At 42.7% G+C, this 17,108-nt stretch carries 11 protein-coding genes and 3 pseudogenes; 6 read left to right on the forward strand and 8 right to left on the reverse strand.

The features are described 5' to 3' along the window. The first annotated feature begins 427 nt into the window (after window positions 1-427). Entirely contained in the window at window positions 428-1,312 is an 885-nt protein-coding gene (locus tag AAEZ02_RS20020; protein WP_351124702.1) for a DMT family transporter, read from the forward strand. Between the two features lie 480 nt (window positions 1,313-1,792). Here AAEZ02_RS20020 and AAEZ02_RS20025 read toward each other — a convergent pair whose 3' ends face one another. The 6 genes from AAEZ02_RS20025 to AAEZ02_RS20050 form a co-directional block, all read right to left on the reverse strand. Further along, the gene (locus AAEZ02_RS20025; protein ID WP_124014262.1) at window positions 1,793-3,673 is read right to left on the reverse strand and encodes a methyl-accepting chemotaxis protein; all 1,881 of its coding nucleotides are present in this window, start codon (window positions 3,671-3,673) and stop codon (window positions 1,793-1,795) included. 1,184 nt (window positions 3,674-4,857) lie between these two features. Then, window positions 4,858-5,601 carry a cupin domain-containing protein gene (locus tag AAEZ02_RS20030; protein WP_124014261.1) on the reverse strand — a complete coding sequence of 248 codons (744 nt, stop codon included), beginning with the start codon at window positions 5,599-5,601 and terminating at the stop codon, window positions 4,858-4,860. Between the two features lie 199 nt (window positions 5,602-5,800). After that, window positions 5,801-6,868: a DcaP family trimeric outer membrane transporter gene (locus AAEZ02_RS20035; RefSeq protein WP_164839556.1), complete on the reverse strand. Its 1,068-nt coding sequence runs from the start codon at window positions 6,866-6,868 to the stop codon at window positions 5,801-5,803. A 218-nt stretch (window positions 6,869-7,086) separates the two neighbouring features. After that, the gene (locus AAEZ02_RS20040) at window positions 7,087-8,220 is read right to left on the reverse strand and encodes a hypothetical protein (protein WP_124014259.1); all 1,134 of its coding nucleotides are present in this window, start codon (window positions 8,218-8,220) and stop codon (window positions 7,087-7,089) included. A 54-nt stretch (window positions 8,221-8,274) separates the two neighbouring features. Further along, window positions 8,275-8,643 carry a cytochrome c3 family protein gene (locus AAEZ02_RS20045; protein ID WP_124014258.1) on the reverse strand — a complete coding sequence of 123 codons (369 nt, stop codon included), beginning with the start codon at window positions 8,641-8,643 and terminating at the stop codon, window positions 8,275-8,277. Between the two features lie 5 nt (window positions 8,644-8,648). Beyond that, window positions 8,649-10,166, reverse strand: coding sequence for a flavocytochrome c (locus tag AAEZ02_RS20050; RefSeq protein WP_124014257.1), 1,518 nt, complete (start codon window positions 10,164-10,166; stop codon window positions 8,649-8,651). A gap of 341 nt (window positions 10,167-10,507) precedes the next feature. Between AAEZ02_RS20050 and AAEZ02_RS20055 the strand changes: the two genes are divergently transcribed. Then, window positions 10,508-11,287: a TetR/AcrR family transcriptional regulator gene (locus AAEZ02_RS20055; protein ID WP_124014256.1), complete on the forward strand. Its 780-nt coding sequence runs from the start codon at window positions 10,508-10,510 to the stop codon at window positions 11,285-11,287. A gap of 85 nt (window positions 11,288-11,372) precedes the next feature. Here the strand turns inward: AAEZ02_RS20055 and AAEZ02_RS20060 are convergent. Together AAEZ02_RS20060 and AAEZ02_RS20065 are read right to left on the reverse strand one after the other, a co-directional pair. Next, window positions 11,373-12,896: pseudogene (locus tag AAEZ02_RS20060) on the reverse strand (methyl-accepting chemotaxis protein); the annotation flags it as partial. Between the two features lie 323 nt (window positions 12,897-13,219). Continuing rightward, window positions 13,220-13,372: pseudogene (locus AAEZ02_RS20065) on the reverse strand (IS4 family transposase); the annotation flags it as partial. Window positions 13,373-13,406: 34 nt separating this feature from the next. On the opposite strand from AAEZ02_RS20065, the pseudogene AAEZ02_RS20070 reads away from it, so the two are divergent. From AAEZ02_RS20070 to AAEZ02_RS20085, 4 genes and pseudogenes are all read left to right on the forward strand, one after another. Further along, window positions 13,407-14,209: pseudogene (locus tag AAEZ02_RS20070) on the forward strand (transposase). Between the two features lie 760 nt (window positions 14,210-14,969). Then, window positions 14,970-16,031 carry a GmrSD restriction endonuclease domain-containing protein gene (locus AAEZ02_RS20075; RefSeq protein ID WP_124014252.1) on the forward strand — a complete coding sequence of 354 codons (1,062 nt, stop codon included), beginning with the start codon at window positions 14,970-14,972 and terminating at the stop codon, window positions 16,029-16,031. Beyond that, complete coding sequence (locus tag AAEZ02_RS20080; RefSeq protein ID WP_124014251.1) at window positions 16,021-16,704, forward strand: MAE_28990/MAE_18760 family HEPN-like nuclease; 684 nt, start codon at window positions 16,021-16,023, stop codon at window positions 16,702-16,704. The genes AAEZ02_RS20075 and AAEZ02_RS20080 overlap by 11 nt, the downstream gene beginning before the upstream one ends. Window positions 16,705-16,804: 100 nt before the next feature. Continuing rightward, complete coding sequence (locus tag AAEZ02_RS20085; RefSeq protein WP_351124710.1) at window positions 16,805-17,074, forward strand: hypothetical protein; 270 nt, start codon at window positions 16,805-16,807, stop codon at window positions 17,072-17,074. The last annotated feature ends 34 nt before the right edge of the window (window positions 17,075-17,108 follow it).

The following is a 17,108-nucleotide window of genomic DNA, read 5'->3' on the forward strand; positions in this document are numbered from 1 at the left end:
AATACCTAACAGATTGTTAAATTTGGCAATCATTCACACGCCAATACATTCTTACTGAGCCAAGTGCATAGGCATGTAAATTAATGTTTTGCGTGTAATCATTTAAGCCCAGTGTTGAGTTATCGCACTGGGCTTTTATATTGAAGGGCAATCTATTTGGAAGTGAAGTAGATACTTCACGCGGCGGACGAGTACAGCATTAATTGGCTTAGACATAACCGTCATAACATTGATCTAATTGACACAGCCTGACTTTCGACAAAAAGTTTGAGTTTGAGTTTGAATTAAACACAGTTGTAAATAAATGATGTTTTCTCGATAGCTCATGGTGAGTGATACCATTGGCAACTTATTTTGTGTAATGGCTCAGAACGGTAGCGCCAACACTTTTTCAGCTGAATACAATCTACCCATTGTTGGAGTTATTTTGAATAATACTAAAGGTAGTCTTTTTATGGTTGCCGCGATGGCAGCATTTTCTATTGAAGACATGCTGATTAAATCGGCAGCCGAAACCACTTCTATTGGTTTGATTTTAGCGTTATTTGGTTTCGGTGGAATGTTGGTTTTTATGCTGCTGACTTGGCGTAAAGGTCAAACAATTTTACATCCAGCACTGATGTCTAAGCCAATATTGATCCGTGCGGCGTGCGAAGTCGTTGGCCGATTCTGTTTTGCATTGGCTATCACGCTAACGCCTTTATCGAGTGCATCAGCTATTTTGCAAGCCACACCGTTGATCGCAATGATAGGTGCAGCCTTATTGTTTGGTGAACAGGTTGGCTTTAAACGCTGGATTGCCGTAATGGTTGGTTTTTGTGGCGTGTTGATGATTATTCGCCCAGGCCTTGATGGCTTTGAAGTAACGTCTTTATTTGCGGTGGTGGCGACCTTAGGTTTTGCTGGCCGCGATTTAGCAACCCGTGCAGCTTCGCCGGTATTGTCTAATATGCAACTTGGGGTGTATGGATTTTTTGTGTTAATCCCTGCGGGCATTGCGATACAGCTATACCAACACGAGCCATTACAACTCGGTTCAACTGCCGCAGCACAAATTATCGGTGCCATCGTGTTTGGGGTGATGGTTTATAATGCCCTCACCATCGCTATGCGCGCTGGCGATGTATCGGTTATTTCTCCTTTTCGTTATACCCGTTTATTATTTGCCTTAGGCTTGGGGATATTTATATTTGGAGAGTCCCCAGATTTAGCTACCCTACTTGGAAGCTTGCTGGTGGTATTAAGCGGCGGATATACCCTAATCCAAACGCGTAAAACAGTCACAGCAAGTTTGATAAAGAATAGCGCATGAGTAGAGTGAGTTGATTTACTTTACAAATAACATGCCACCCAGCCTAACTCTGCGTTAGATAAATGTGTTGATAAATACCTAATGACCATTAGTGTCAAAATGCAGTAATTTAAAATGCGCCAATTGATACGATAAATTGAGACCTTAGTTTGAGTGATTGCGCGAATTGATGTTGATGGGGTCTGGCACTCGTCGCCAATCGGTCTTCCTACTGACGAGGTTCAGCCCAAAGCGCTTGAATGAGCAGGTTAGCTTCGCTGATATGTGAAAGTGTCGACGGTACTTATGTAAATTATTTTTTATGTACACCAGAAGTGGCCGAAAAAGCATCGTTCAATAGTTAAATGCTAACGCTTTGTTGATCATCAAAATGGTGTCAAGTCAATCTCGGTGAACGCTTATATTGGCAGCATGTCATAGCCCTCAATATCACCAAAAGTAATGATCTTTCGATGATATTGAGGAATACTTAAGTCTGCCTTAAAGCTTAAATTTGCTCACAATACCATTTAGAGTATTCGCCATTCCGCCCAGCTCATTTGCAAGTTCGGTAGTGCTATCGGCGTGCTTATTGGTTTCTTTTGCCGAATCATTGATCTCCAGCACACTCTGGTTAATTTCCGCGGCGACCTGAGTCTGCTGCTCTGATGCTGTGGCGATCTGGTCATTCATATTAAGAATAACAGAAACAGAAGTGGTGATTTGTGTCAGGGATAGGTTTGCTTCCTCTGTCTTGGTCGACGTTTGTCGAGCGAGCAGCGTACTCTTGCCCATTTGATCTACCGCTTTTTTAGCCTCTGTTTGAAGCTTTTCAATCATCATAGTGATCTCATTGGCGCTATCTTGTGTTCGGCTTGCAAGGTTTCGAACTTCATCTGCGACTACCGCGAATCCGCGACCTTGTTCACCAGCACGTGCCGCTTCAATGGCAGCATTTAGAGCCAAAAGATTAGTCTGATCGGCAATGCCTTTAATCACATCGAGAATGCTACCAATATTGACCGTTTCTGCCTCAACGTTTTCGATGACATGGGTGACACCGTTCATCTCATTGACCAGTAAACGGATATTAGCATTCATATCCTCGACCACTTTCATTCCAACCTCAGAATATTCGCTAGCGCCCTGGGCCGACTCTGCCGCTTGCAGTGCACTTCGTGCTACTTCATCGACGGTGGAGGTCATTTCGTTCATCGCGGTCGAAGTCTGCTCAAGCTGGACTGTTTGTGCCTTCGAGCCATCACTCATCGTTTCGGCAGACGATGAAAGCGAAGCAGAAGAGCGATTAAGATCATTTGTTGTGTTATTAATATTGGCGACAATGGCCCTAAGATTCTGTGCCATGGCGATCACATTGCCATAAATACCATCCTCCTGCCCGGAAGAGGATAAATTCATACTCAAATCTCCCTCTGCTACTTGCTTAACCATGTTTGATATTTCAAGTGGTTCCCCGCCAATAGGTTTGTAAATAAGGCGAATAACCATCTGGTAAATAACGGCCATGAGTACAATCAGGGAGATTATAATCAAAATAAGAGTATCATATAGATTATTAAAACTAGCAGCTTCTATGACTTTCATCGATTCATAGCTAGCCACAGTCCAATTACGGACTTTCATTTTATGACTTGTGACAAAGTAATCGCCCAAACCCGGAGCCGTGTACGTCATCGACTTGTTTGAGTCAGATATTACCTTGTATTGCGGGCGTAATTCGAATATGTTCTTGCCAATATTGTCTTTTACCTCACTCGATACTATGTAGCCATCGCTGCGGTAAACGAACATCTGATTGTTACTGGTAAGAGATGCAACAAAATCACTAAATAACTTAACCGGGACATTGATTAACACCACCCCAGAAATTTCCCCCTGGTGCATAATAGGCACTGAAAGGCCAAATACTTCGACGTTCTTGGTGACATCGACAAAGGATGTGCTGACGACGTAGCGCTCACCTGCAAAAATATTTATGAACCACTCACGCTTGGCCGTGATTGCATTGAAATTAGCGACAACCTCACCGTCACTAATCAGGGTGCCACCTTTCAAGCCTAAATAGATCCCCGCTTCACCACTAATCGTCTTGGCTATTTCCTCAACGGTGAGGTTTGCTCGTTCCAGATCAAGTTCGCCATTTTCATCGAAAAAGAATGCAGCGGAATCGATCACATCGAAAAATCGCATTAATTTTTCATCTAATGCCTGAGCCACCAGTTTAGATTGTGTTTCAACCTTGTCTTGGTAACTGACCTGGCTGAATTCTGCAAAGTTTTGATAAGCAACGATGGATACCAGCAACACCATAAAAAAAGATAACGAGGTAAATAGCCCCGTTATTTTGTATTTCAACAACATAAATATTCAGCCCATAATGTAAAATAAACAATCAGAGATGTTTCAGCTAATCATTACAGACGTGATCAGAAAAACGTGATTTTTAATTGAAGATAAGTTACAAATAATGTTTATAATTAGCAATTTATTTGCGCCAGACTTTTGAAGTCTTCAGCAACAGGGTGTGTATGTGTAACCTATATCCACTTATGGAATTAATTCCAAATAAATCAATATACAGTGGTCTATAAAATAGTCACTTTTTAGAGCCTAAGCAAAATAATTGGTCTGATCCATTTGGCGTCAACCCACTCGATAGTGCAGGGCAACCGCATGAACGTTTTTCACTCACAAATTGTCCGATAAACATTCAATAATTGTACGGCCGTTAAGCTGAAAACAAGCGCGGATTAATGCAATCGAGTCCACCTTCATCACATAGGTGAATTATTAAGCACTCATGCGGTCGCCCTGCTCGATAGTGTGTAACAAGGAAGGAGTCTATGAAACAACGTTAAATGAGAATAGATAGGTAAAATAAAGATAATAAACCGTATGAAACCCCATAAAGTAAATTTATTTATTCGCTAAATTAGTCATTCAATTCTGGATATCTTTAATGTTTATATAATACTTTTTTAATATAAACTAAACACGATGTTTTTCTGTATCCGAATAATAATATTAGCTGGTATTTTTGTGTGTAACACAAATAAAAACCCTCTTTTTTAAGTACAAAAATATAATCTAAATTTAACGATATGGATGTCAATTCTTGATGTTCTTAATAAAATAAAAATAACATGGACACCCATCTTAAAATACTATTTTGAAATGGTAAATAAAGCGTAGTTGAATGGCTAACATTTAGTCATTAGGTGTGGCTGGCTATGTTAAATATTATCTTCAACATACAAAATATATTTTTATTATTATAGTGTTATGAAATTAATTCTGGTTTGTCTCGTTTGAGCTGGGTATTTGTTCTGTATCTGTTAATTAGCTTAATATGAACAATGAAACTAGGTAGTTCAGAGAATCTATCCAATATATTATGCTCAGAATTGGATTAATATAGTGGGACTGGAGTTTGAATGATGTGACTATTTAAGGGGGGGCTTACTGTGCGGCGAGCAGATAGTGTATAGGGTGTTTACTTGCAGATATTACGGCCGATTATTCTCGGCCGCAAACGTTAAAATCAGTTATTTTTTGAAGAACGCTTTGTTAGTGCCATATGGACCTAAGTTTAGATCGCGCTTACGAATTTTATCCACACGATCGAATGCTTCTTCTGCAACATGAAGGTTCTTCACGTCTTTACGCCAGTAGTACTTGAAGCCATCGAAGTGAGCATTCTTTGGATACCAGTACATCACACCTAAACCTTTATCGCTCATGATTGGTGTATTGTGAATGGTGGCGCCTGGAATGTAGAAGTACTGGCCCGTTCCCAAGGTTTGGAATTTGTTGTCGGCAAGGGTCTTGCCTTCGCCGTTAACCACGTAATAACACTCAGGTTGACCATGGAAGTGTGGTGCGTGATCTGATTTACCACCATTGGTGATACCCATTACCGTTGGGCTGTCTGAAAGCTCTTTCCACAGATATCCAACTGGCGCATTTTTAAGTTCACAGTTCTTGGCTTCCATGATGTTGCCTTCGTCGTCCATGGTCTTGCAGAAGCGCTGATCTAAGGCAATGCTGGCATTTGACTGGATGCTGTTAAAATCAATTTTGCCCGCTTCCCAGTCGGCAATATAGGCTTCAACCATTGGGTCGCTACACTGGGAAGGCATAGTATCTTGTGGCGAATATGGCGTGCTGTCATAAGGAACCGGCGTTATCTGCTGGAATGGTAGTTGTACGTGGTTACACTGTGGACCCGCAGCCAATGCCGTGGTTGAAGCGAGTGCGGCAAGGCCGAACATAATTTTTAGTTTCATCATTCATATCCTGTTATGGCTTGATGCCCGAAAGCTGCGATATTGTGCTTGTTCTTTTGGGCTTGAACTAACAATAAAGTGATAATGGTACTGTAAAGGTGAATTGGATCACGCGCCCTTTTTAGCAGCAAACTTATTCGTGACACAGCTCGCGAATAATCTTACCTATCGGCTGAGTTTATGACGTTTTTTCACATGACCATTAAATATGGAACTGCAGGGTGAACTGGGCATAGTGAGATTGCCCCGTTTGTGTCTGCGTGTTTGACCATGAGTATTGGTTGTCGCTGATCTGATAATGACCAAGCTCAACACCCACTTTTAAGGCCGGGGTTAAGTTGGTGAACAGGTTTACACCGAAGTGGCTCCGATCGGTTTGTTCAACTTGAGTTCGGGTATGACCATAAAAAATGGTTGAGCGGGTGGTCTCACTCCAGAAGTGCCGATAGGCGAGCATCGCCGAACTTGTGGTTTCTATTTCACCTTGAATGATATCTTTAGCTGCATCAGTTCCGACATAACGGCCCAGATTGCCATAGTGTAGCTGAAGTCTCAGATCGTCTTTACCAAAGGTATTTATTTTAGCCGCCAGTGAACCGCCCAGACCTAGTTGGGCCGTCTCGCTGGGGTCGAGGTACCTGACTAAGCCTGACAGTGATACATTTCCCCAGTGGCCTTGCTGGTCATAGCGGATGATGGCATCGGGGACATAGTCATTGCTGGTCTCTATCCAGTTGGTTTGTTCCGGGCTATTGCTGACCTGTGTGCCATAGGTATAAGGGTTTTCCAATGCGACCTGCCAGTGACCCGTCTGGTATCTCAGTAGGGCTTGTCTCACCATCGCTTGCCCTACTAAGGGACCGCCAAGATCTGCCGTTTCGGCGAAGGTGCTGGTGTTAACTAATGTTGACCAGGTTTGGCCGGCCGTAAACGCCTCATATTGGATCATCGCATGTCTGACTCTCGGGCTGTAAGAGTTCGATATCACCGGGTTGCCTTGGGAGGAACCGACAAAATCAATCTCGACAAAACCACTGACGTCTCCCTGTGTCAGCTTGAGGTTAAATCGACTCTCCTGAGCGCCAAACTGGGTACGTTTCGCCTCATCCTGAATCGATCCATCTCCATTCCAGCTGGGTTGAAATGCAATGGTGCCGTCGACGTAGCGGGCATTGGTCTTGATAAAACCACCTAATTCATACTCAGTTGCAATAACTGTTGGGGTGGGGAGGAAAGTCAGTAATAGGGTGAGAGGTAAAGATATTTTTATGTTCATAATCTTCTACATGAAGGGATGGAACTAAAAAAAAGCCCTATCAAATAGGGCTTTTTTCAATAATTTATGGGGAAATCAGTAAGTAAAAGTCATGGACTGATATGAAACATGATCCGTATTTAAATCAGAAGTTTGAGCTACTATGCTGGCACTAAAAATCAGGTTCAGATGCGGGAGCGGCATTGAACCTGAGATGACTTAGCTTTTGGTGACTAGAAGTAATAACCAAAGTTGATGTTGACGCGCTTGTCCCAATCATTGCCCGCTTCAGGCAGACCGACGTGATCATTGTTGGCGGTTGAGAAGGTCATGTTTTTACCCATGACGAAATCGAACATAGTATAAGTTGGGCCTGCAGATACTGCGCAACCTGTGACGTTCTGCATGCTGTTGTCGTAGCTGCTGTCATCGACGTCAGGCGTCATAATGCCAAAATCGTTATAGCACTTCACGCTACCCCAGTCTGTTTTGAAGGTCTTAGCGATATTGGCGTTATAGGCTTGGCCTTTAGAAGCGATCTCGTATTGCCAGCTAACTACAGATACACCAATCTTATTTGAATCGACCGCATCAGCGGCATCATATTCATACTGCATCGCTTGAAGTTGTAGGTTCCAGCTATTGTAACTGCTGTCTAAATGAAGCGCCGCGGCGTAGCTATCACCGGTATTGCCCGTTTTATTGTTGTAGATCTGACCATACTGAACAGAACCACCGAAGGTTGTTGAACCGCCTTTATGTTCTGCTGTGTAGGTCTGACGCACGTTAACTTGGTTTGTCTCTTCGTTGTTATACTCGTTGCCATTGATGGTGCCAGTATAGAGATCGGTCGCGTAACGCTTATTCTCGGTTGGACCATATTCAGCATTCTTGTAGAAGGCTAAATCTGTATGCCAGCCATTGCTGTTATAAACGGCCTTAACCCCAACATCGTGGTCATCTTCGAAACCTAAGTAGTAAGGTAGACCAAACCACCAGCTGTTAGAGATAAAGCCACGGTTACCAAATGGTACCTTGTTGATACCAAACTGTAGCTGCCATTCAGGATCGATATTGTAGATACCGTATCCGTATTTGATGTATTCAGTGCTTGAGGTGAAACGGTACTCAGCGGCTAATCCCCAATCGCCTTTCTTACCGTTAAACTTGATAGCGGCCATATCGAAGGTCAGATCGCCAGCCTTGTCTTTAGACGCTTCACTGTAATCTTTGTAACCATAGTTAACACGTACCGCGCCGCCTACGTTGATACCGTCTTCTTGCTCTTCTGCACTGGCGCTAAAGCCAGTTAGTGCTACCGCGGTTGCCACCATCGACAACATGAACTTGGTGGATTTTTTCATCATCATTACCCATTTAGTATGTTTATATTTATGTTTCTGTTTAATGTTTTGAACTCGTTACATCACATCGAACCAGGTACGGTGACACTCGGCGCAGACGGGTGCTTTTTTCTCGTGTTCGCCGTGACAAGCTAAACAGCTGGCGCCCTGGTTGTAGTGGAATGATTTATGAGGATTGGCTTCTTCGATAGCAAGCTTTGACTTGTCGATCTCAATACTGTTGATGTCGCCATGACATTCGACGCAGGCGCTATCGGTCGCATTCTTTTTTCCTGAACCTTGATGGCAGCTCTGACAGCCATCCTCATAGATAAACTCATGATTGGTTCGGCCTTCAGTATTGCCCATCATTTTCACTAAATCGCCGGCAAATGCGCTCGTTGACAGGGATAGTCCTACGAGTAAAGCCAATAGTAATTTGCTCATGTTGATCACCCCTGCAGGTCGCTTTTAATAGTTTCAGATACAACGATACCCATCGCCATACATTCCAGACAGGAGGTCGAACTCAATCGAGCCTCACCATGGACGCCACCTGTGACTTCACCTATGGCATAGAGCTTTTTGATTGGCTTCATGGAGCGACCATCGATAACCCGAGCCCCGATATCTGTCTTTAAGCCACCCATGCAGTAGTGCACCTTAGGCCAGACTCGAGATACGACGAATGGCGGCTTTAGCTCGACAGCCGTATCCATCTTACGACCGAAGAGAGGATCCTGACGTGTGCTGACTTGAGCATTAAACTCTTTCACGGTCTGTTTTAACTGAGTCAAAGGGATATTGAATTTTCCGGCCAATTGCTCGAAACTATCAACCTTCCATGCCATCTCATCACGAAGTGCGCGAACAACTCGGTCATCATCCGGATGATCTTTGTGGTTAAAGAAAACGACGGGGTAGGCTGGAGAACCATCTTGGTAGCGGTTCTTCATGATAGCTGCCGAGCAAGTCTTACGATCGGCTCTTTCATTCATGTAACGCTTACCATTCAGTACGCTGACTGAAATGCCTTCATGCCAGCCGATAGAGAGTAGGGCATTTGACCAGCCGAAGCCTCCTTCATCGGGTGAGCCCCAATGACCAGTTTGGATCATGCTCATATGAACAGGAAGCGCTCCTTGGGCCATGGCTGTTAGGGTGACTTCACCTGTCGCGCCTAGGGCATTAGTACAATCGAGGGATGGATCAAGAGAGGGATCGACAGCGGCACGCAGCTCCATATTGCGGGCAAAACCGCCATTGGCGAGAACGACTGCCTTGTTTGCCTTGATAAAGATGCTCTTACCGGTTGTAAGATCTGGGAAACGGTAGTTTTGACGTACCTTAAGGCCGATGATCTCCTGTCCATCCATGATGAAATCTTCGATGTAATGTTGGAGGCGATAATCGATCCCCTCTTTTACACCTGTTTCATAGAGCTTGGTGGTGATGTCGCCGCCAGTGCCATGTTGAGTCCTGATGGCACGAGCCTTGTTATGGCCACCGACCTGAATGTTAAAGCCTTCACGGAACTTAACACCTGTTTCGATACACAGCTGGTAAACGTCCAGAGCATGGTTGGCAATATTGCTCAGTATGGCCTCATTGGCCATGCCTCGCCCCGAAATCATCTGATCCGAGACTAACTCTGCTGGGCTGTCATCGGCTATCCCCTGGGCGAGTTGGATTGGATTTTTAGGGATCGCCAGCCAGCCGCCATTGATAGCCGAGTTACCACCGATAACCTGCATTTTTTCCAGCACCAGTACTGAGCCGACACCACTACGCTTAGCGTTTAACGCCGCAGAAAGTCCCGCAAAACCTGAGCCAACAACGATCACATCGGCCGACTCGTTCCACTTTATTTCGCCGCATTCACTGGCCATGACAGTACCCGGCATAGTCGATGCCAGCCCGCCCAGTGCCGCTCCGGCACCCAGTTTTAAAAAATTTCTTCTATTTTGCATTTGTGTACCCTCAACTTAGGAATGATACTAAGATAAAGGGAACCAGCGGCAGTAAAGGTGAACTAAATCACGGGTTTTTTTCAGTGACAAACTTATTCGTGAGTCATGTCTCGAATAAATTTACTCACGAGCAACTCCATATTTAACGGCCTGTAAAAATGTTGGAGGAATTTGATAGAGAGTTATTAAACTTTGCCGGAATGTTTATTTGACGTGATTCACAAAGGCCATGAATAACTATTCATTTACGTGAGATATCTCCCGATTGTTAATGGTGTCGCTATAACATCCGCTAGCGTTGAGACCATACTCATAGCATTTAGAGACAGAGAGTATGTAAAATGAAATGCCCGACAGATGCACTACCTACATTAAGGTGTAATCAAATTTTAGATGCTGCAGAGTATCTGATTGAATCACAGGGAGTGGTATCTTTTAGGTTTTCTCAACTCGCGAAGGAAGTGGGCTGCTCTACGGGAACGCTGTATAAGTATTTTGAGCGGAAAGAGGATGTTTTAGTCTGCCTGTTTCTTCGAAGTGCAACCTCAAATCACCTCCAAATCTTTATCGATAAGTACCCGGAACTGACGGCCCAAGAGAAAGTCTTATTGCCAATCTTGTTTACATTCGAAACCATCAAGCGCAGCAAGAGTTTCTTTACCCTGCGATCTGTGTCGGTCAATACTATGGTTTGGCAGCTGGCCAGTGATGAGAAGGTGAAGCGATTTAAGAAACGTATCAATGCATTCTGGGAGTGGTTTACCGCCTCTCTTCATCAGGCGGTCGACAATGGAGAACTTGAAGCAACACCATTGCAGATTAAAGAATTGGTACAGGGGATCGTATTTTATCTTACAGGCTCTCTGACCCAGTTTGAGAGTGAATTAATTGCGCCCGAATATATGTCTAATCATCGTGAGACCTGCTACCGACATCTTTCAAGGTTGATGGCGCAATACCGATGGAAAAAGCCGTTTAATCAGGCCCTGTTTGATTCCCTAGAAGCGCAAACGACTCAATTTTTCAATAAACACTTCCGTGACCATATGACGTGTGCGGCGTGTAGTGCACTGGCTAACGCACGTGAAAATAGTGTGACTCAATGCAGTCGGTTTGAATGATTAGCGAGTTAAGCTGTTTCAAAAAAAAGCCTTCGAGCTAAATCGAAGGCTTTTTTTCACTATCTATTTGAACTAATCGTTGAACCTATACCTTGAACTGGCCTAGTGTCGATGATATATCAGTGGCTAACGCCTGCAGTTGCTGTCCGGCTATCTCTATCTGCTGAGCTCCCAGGGCCGACTCATCGGATGCCTCTCTGATGTTCTCAATATTTTGATGCAGGGCATCGACCACCACACTCTGCTGCTCTGTCGCCGAGGCTATCTGGGTATTCATATCGGCAACCACATCGATATCGGCACTGATGTCACCAAATGCCACGGAGGTGAGTTTTGCCTGCTTAACACTCGCATCCGCCTTTTGTCTGCCTAAGTCTATGGTGTGTACCGCCTCCTCGACTTGATTTTGCATGCCCAGGATCATTCGTTCTATATCTTGCGTCGACTGTTGTGTTCGCATCGCTAAGGTGCGCACCTCATCGGCGACAACCGCAAAGCCGCGGCCATGTTCGCCTGCTCTGGCGGCTTCGATGGCGGCATTGAGTGCCAATAGGTTGGTTTGATCGGCAATCGACTTGATCACATCTAAGATACTGTTGATATCTTGGGCCTCCTGTTTCAGGCCATTCATCGCGCTGACAATCTGATGGACTGTGTCGGACAGCTCATTGATGAAGGTGATGTTATCCTCTACTAATACCTTGCCTTTCAATGCTCTGTCTTGAACCGTTAGTACTGATTTTGCTGCATCAGCGGCGTTGCGGGCGACATCGGTTATGGTTGCGCTCATCTCCTGGATAGCCGTTGCCACTTGATGATTTTCATGTTGATGCTGGGTAAGCAGTTCTCGTGAACGGCTGGTGATCACCGACATCTCACCAGTAGCACAATCTAATACGGTTTGACTCTGCTGCATTTCGATAACGATCTGTCGGACTTTCTCGGCAAACTGATTAAATCCGATGGCCAATTGAGCCAGCTCATCTTTACTCGATATCGCGAGCCTGACGGTCAGGTCGCCATCGCCCTGAGCAATCTCTTCCATCGCAAACGTAGTCGCATTTAGTGGGCGGGTAATTGAGCGAATAACCAGCATCGACGCGATAAAGATCATCGTTAATAGCAGACTAAAAAATATTAATTTCTTTTTAATGAGCTGAGCAAACTCGGCATCAATATCATCGGTATAGACGCCAGTTGCTAATATCCAATCCCAAGGACGGTATAACTTAACAAACGTCACCTTGGGCTCCAGAGCAGAGGAGCCAGCTTTAGTCCAGACATAATCGACATAACCTTCGCCTCCTTTGCGTACAGCATCGAGGAAGGCAACATAGACTTTTTTGCCCGTGGGGTCGGAAAAATTTATCAGGTTATTGCCCACATCTTTCTGGCTGGTGCCATGGGCCAATTGTTTGGCGTCGGTATCAAAAATCCACAGGTAGTTCTGCCCTCGGTAACGCATTGCAGTAATTTCAGATATGACCATCTCCTGAGCCTCAAAAAGGCTCATCTCACCACGCTCGACCGACGCTTGTGCTCGCTTGAAAAGGGACAGTGCGGAATTAACTACACTGCTGATTTCAGCTTGTCGTTGTGTCAACATTTTTGACTTTTGGCTAAAGGACTCGTATCCGGAGCTGACGATAAACGCCAGCACTACAAAGATTAATAGCAGCCAGATCCTTTGAACGATAGAGAGCTGATTTAGCATTTTTTTTTCCAGTGGTAATTGAAGATAATTTAGTTCGTGCTAAATTTTGTTTTTATATTGTTTTTCATTTGCATGTTTTGTGTTGTGATGATTACCGCGAATAACTTTTCCGGTGTTCTTGGCTTGTGTGTTTGCACAAAGTTTTGTTTATGCTAGGGAAAAGCCTTCGAGTTACGTCGAAGATAAATGGGGTCAGAGTCTGAGGGATCCCCACGAATTTAATAGCATGCTTGTGGATCCTTGATTAAATCTTGTGGCGTCTTGATCCCTGTTAGCCAGTGAGACTTCAGCAGCCTCAATGACTTATCTTTGTAGGCTCTTAATCCTATAAATTGGTTTGATAAAACATTACGATGTTTGATCGAATTTGCTAACAAATAACATGGCCACCCATCCTAACTGCTTATGCAATGGCATAAAGGTTTTAAAGGTACCTTACTGTCACACAAGTTTGTAAAAGGTGAAGACTTAAACGAATTTGAACGTAAAACAGTGAATGATTGTATAACCCAATACCGACAACGCTTAGTTGATATCAGTTGGTTTATGCGTACCTTAAGTGAGCCGATTGCTCGAATGGCCAATAAAGAAGATAAGTGCACAGGCAGGTTTTATTCTCCGTCATCCATGGTTCTCACCCTTCGGGCCAGCTAAAGCTGTTCAAATTCATTCCCGATGAATTTGTGGGAAGGGCGGTTTACCTTTTCTTTTATAAATAGCCAAGCATTATTAGACAAAGCAGCCGTTCTGAGCTGTATGGCCTATGTCGACCATTATTTATTAATAGAAAGGCCTATCCGCGCCAAAATGACCACCCCCCCGAAACCTCAGACTACACCAGCATTCAACGCCGAATACACTCAGCGATAAAAGGTGAACAACCAACAGAGTTATTGCCTTTTGTGGGGAATGAGCGTGTAAACATGCCTAATGGTTTAATGTTCAGTGTCAAAGACTACATAGTGCTGGTGGAAGATACTGGGCGAATTGTTCGAGAGGATAAACGGGGTGCAATTAGTTCAAGCAGTCAAACTATTCTTAATAGACTAAACATACCTGCCGAGAACTGGTTAAAAATCACTACAGAGTTTGGTTCATTATTTAAAGGTGCTGTTGGGGCGTTACCTGCCTTAACAGAATATTGTGAGCATCTAGAGCGAAAGCTACGCCAAGGCGCTTCAAACTCCCAGCGCTGGTTGTGTGCCTAAACGCTAACTCTTAACTCCATAACACCACTCTCCACTTGATTGATATCAAGCTTTCCTGCCGCGTTAAATCGACCATATTACTGACTGATTGACCATCGAGTACTAATTTGTTAAACCATCCTGTTGAATTTGCTCGATGATAAAATTATACAAAGTGATCGCAACTCAAATAGAAAGGGGTTATGTTGTTACTTCAAAAAATGGGTGGCTATGTATTTCGTCAAACTGCCAGCGTTGGTTGTGTGCCTAAGCAATCATTTCTTAATCCCACAAAACCATCTTCCACTTGATTGATATCAAGCTTTCCTGCTGTGTTAAATTGACCACATTACTGATGGATTGGCCATCGAGTGCTAATTTGTTAAACCATCCTGTTGAATTTGCTCGATGATAAAATTATACAAGGTGATCGCAACTCAAATAGAAAGGGGTTATGTTGTTACTTCAAAAAATGGGTGGCTATGTATTTGGTTGGCTTTAGATTAATAACGACTCTAGCCCATTGAATTAAGGTGCTTTTGTTAAAAAATAATATACATAACGAGCCATATCATTCTCGGTTATCTAAATTCTCGCTTTCGTCCAGACTAAAGAGTGATTGATTCGAGATATTTAAGCTGATAAGTTACTAAAATTATTAATAATTAAATTGATATGGACGCTGGTTTTTGGTTAACTTCTCAGAATGTTTATCGGAATTCACGCTAAAACGATAGAAGCTCCCGAGGCGCCAGTTTAAAATTTAAACTAAGGATTAGAATTGAATATTATAAAAATTCAAGAGCAACTTGACTCAAATCGTAGATCTGTTGCATTTGATAGTTACGACATTACGTTAAAGCAACTTTATGACATGGTTCTTGAAGGGATGGTTGATATAGCCCCTGAGTATCAACGCCATTTTGTTTGGGATTCAAACAGACAATCAGCTTTAATTGAGTCACTTTTCCTAGGAATACCTATTCCAAGTTTATTTATGGCGTCTAATCGAGATGCATCTTGGGAAGTAATTGATGGACTTCAAAGACTAACGACAATATTGAATTTTATCGGAAACGATAATGAGCTTAAAAACATATTAATTAAGCATGAAAAGTTAAAATTGTCAGGGCTTGAGAAATTAGATTCAATGAATGGGTTGATATATGACGACTTACCAAAATCCATGCAGTTTATGTTGCAAACTAGGCCGTTAAGAATAACCGTTTTGAATGACAGGAGTGATTTTAATGTTAGGTATGATCTATTTGAGAGGCTGAATACTGGTGGCGTAACCTTACACGAACAAGAAATTAGAAACTGTGTATATATCGGTCCATTTAATGATTTTATAAAAGATTTATCGGTAAATTCTGATTTTAGAGCTGTTGTCAAAATGACTGCAAATGCAGAGAGAAGTGGTAGTTACGAAGAGCTTGTTCTTAGGTTTTTCGCTTACCATGAAGATGCTGAACAGTTTGTTCATAGCGTGAAAGGTTTTTTGAATGAATTTATGGAGAAAAAAACAGAGTCATTCAAAGATAAAGAAAGTAAAGAGTTGAAAAAAATATTCCAAAATACTTTCAAGGTGCTTAGAGATAATTTGCCTGATGGTATTGTTCGTGGTGCTAGAAAGAATATAACTCCAGTAGTTTTATATGAAGCAATTTCAGTAGGCTGTGCTAAGGCAATAGGCAGTGGTGAAAATTATGCCCCCGAAAAACTAGAAGCACTGCTTAATGATCCAGAAGTAAAAAAGTCTACTACGGGAGCTACGAATAGTAAAAAAATGGTACTCAAGAGAATTAATATCGTAAAGGATACGTTGGTTAATGGCATTTAATATTGTACGAGCTAACTCAAGAGAGCGGTTTAGTGAAGTTCAAATCAACCTGAATTACATTGAATCAATTGAGCCAGATGGAGAGGCTACGCCCGAAGTTAAGATAATGAGGGGGCTTTATTACGTGCACCTTTATTCTGCGTTGGAAAAGGCATTAAATGAAACAATTGAACAAACGATCCTTATAATAAAAAGTAAAAGCATTAAGAACCTGCATTTTTCTACGCCATTCAATGTGATTTCGTTGAATTCTAAAATGCAAAGTTTTAAACAGTGCGGATATAAAGAATACTTCGATAGATCATCTGAGGTGTTTGGAAATATTGACTCAGAAAATATATTCGATATAAGTAATACTATATTTTCTCAAAACCTACAAAATGTTTGGTATAAAACTATTCAGGATACAATTCAAAGTTTCGGGGCAACACCTATCCAAGTAGAACCGAGAGTAAAGTTAACCATCGATGAAATAGTTGATAAACGAAATGCTGTTGCGCACGGGCGTGAAACACCTATCGTAGTCGGAGAACGACATCGTTCTAACATACTAAGAACTAAGACTCAAGAGATACAAATGGTAATAGAGCAAGTCATTTCTACTTTTGAAGAGTACATTGCTAACTACGGATTTCTAAAACCACTTTATATTCAAGAGTATAGCTTGGCTTAATAGGCTTCTAACAAGTGTATGAACTCGGATTTTTTCCCGTGCTTCGCACTCCAAAATAAACCAGTAATACAAGCGTTAGGTGCAATAAGGAAATCCAGTTTTGGCACATGAAAATACTATTCCATTAATATCAAAGACAGCATTTAGCTGTCCCCATTGTGGCGCATATACAACTCAGCATTGGTATAAAATGAATGCTGCCCCTTATGATGAAGATAATCGAACCCCGATGATTCCTGATGAATCACTAGCTGAGAAATTCCGAAACGAAAGAGATATTTCTGAAGAAGAAAAACATGAATTTATCAAATGGGTCAACGACATGCACGGTGTTTTTCAAGGTAGTTGGCACTCTTTACTTAAATTTTAAGCTGCATTTCTTGTTTCTGTTTCAGACTTCTTAT

The organism is Shewanella sp. T24-MNA-CIBAN-0130, assembly GCF_040310185.1.
In the GTDB taxonomy this organism is placed as follows: domain Bacteria; phylum Pseudomonadota; class Gammaproteobacteria; order Enterobacterales; family Shewanellaceae; genus Shewanella; species Shewanella psychromarinicola.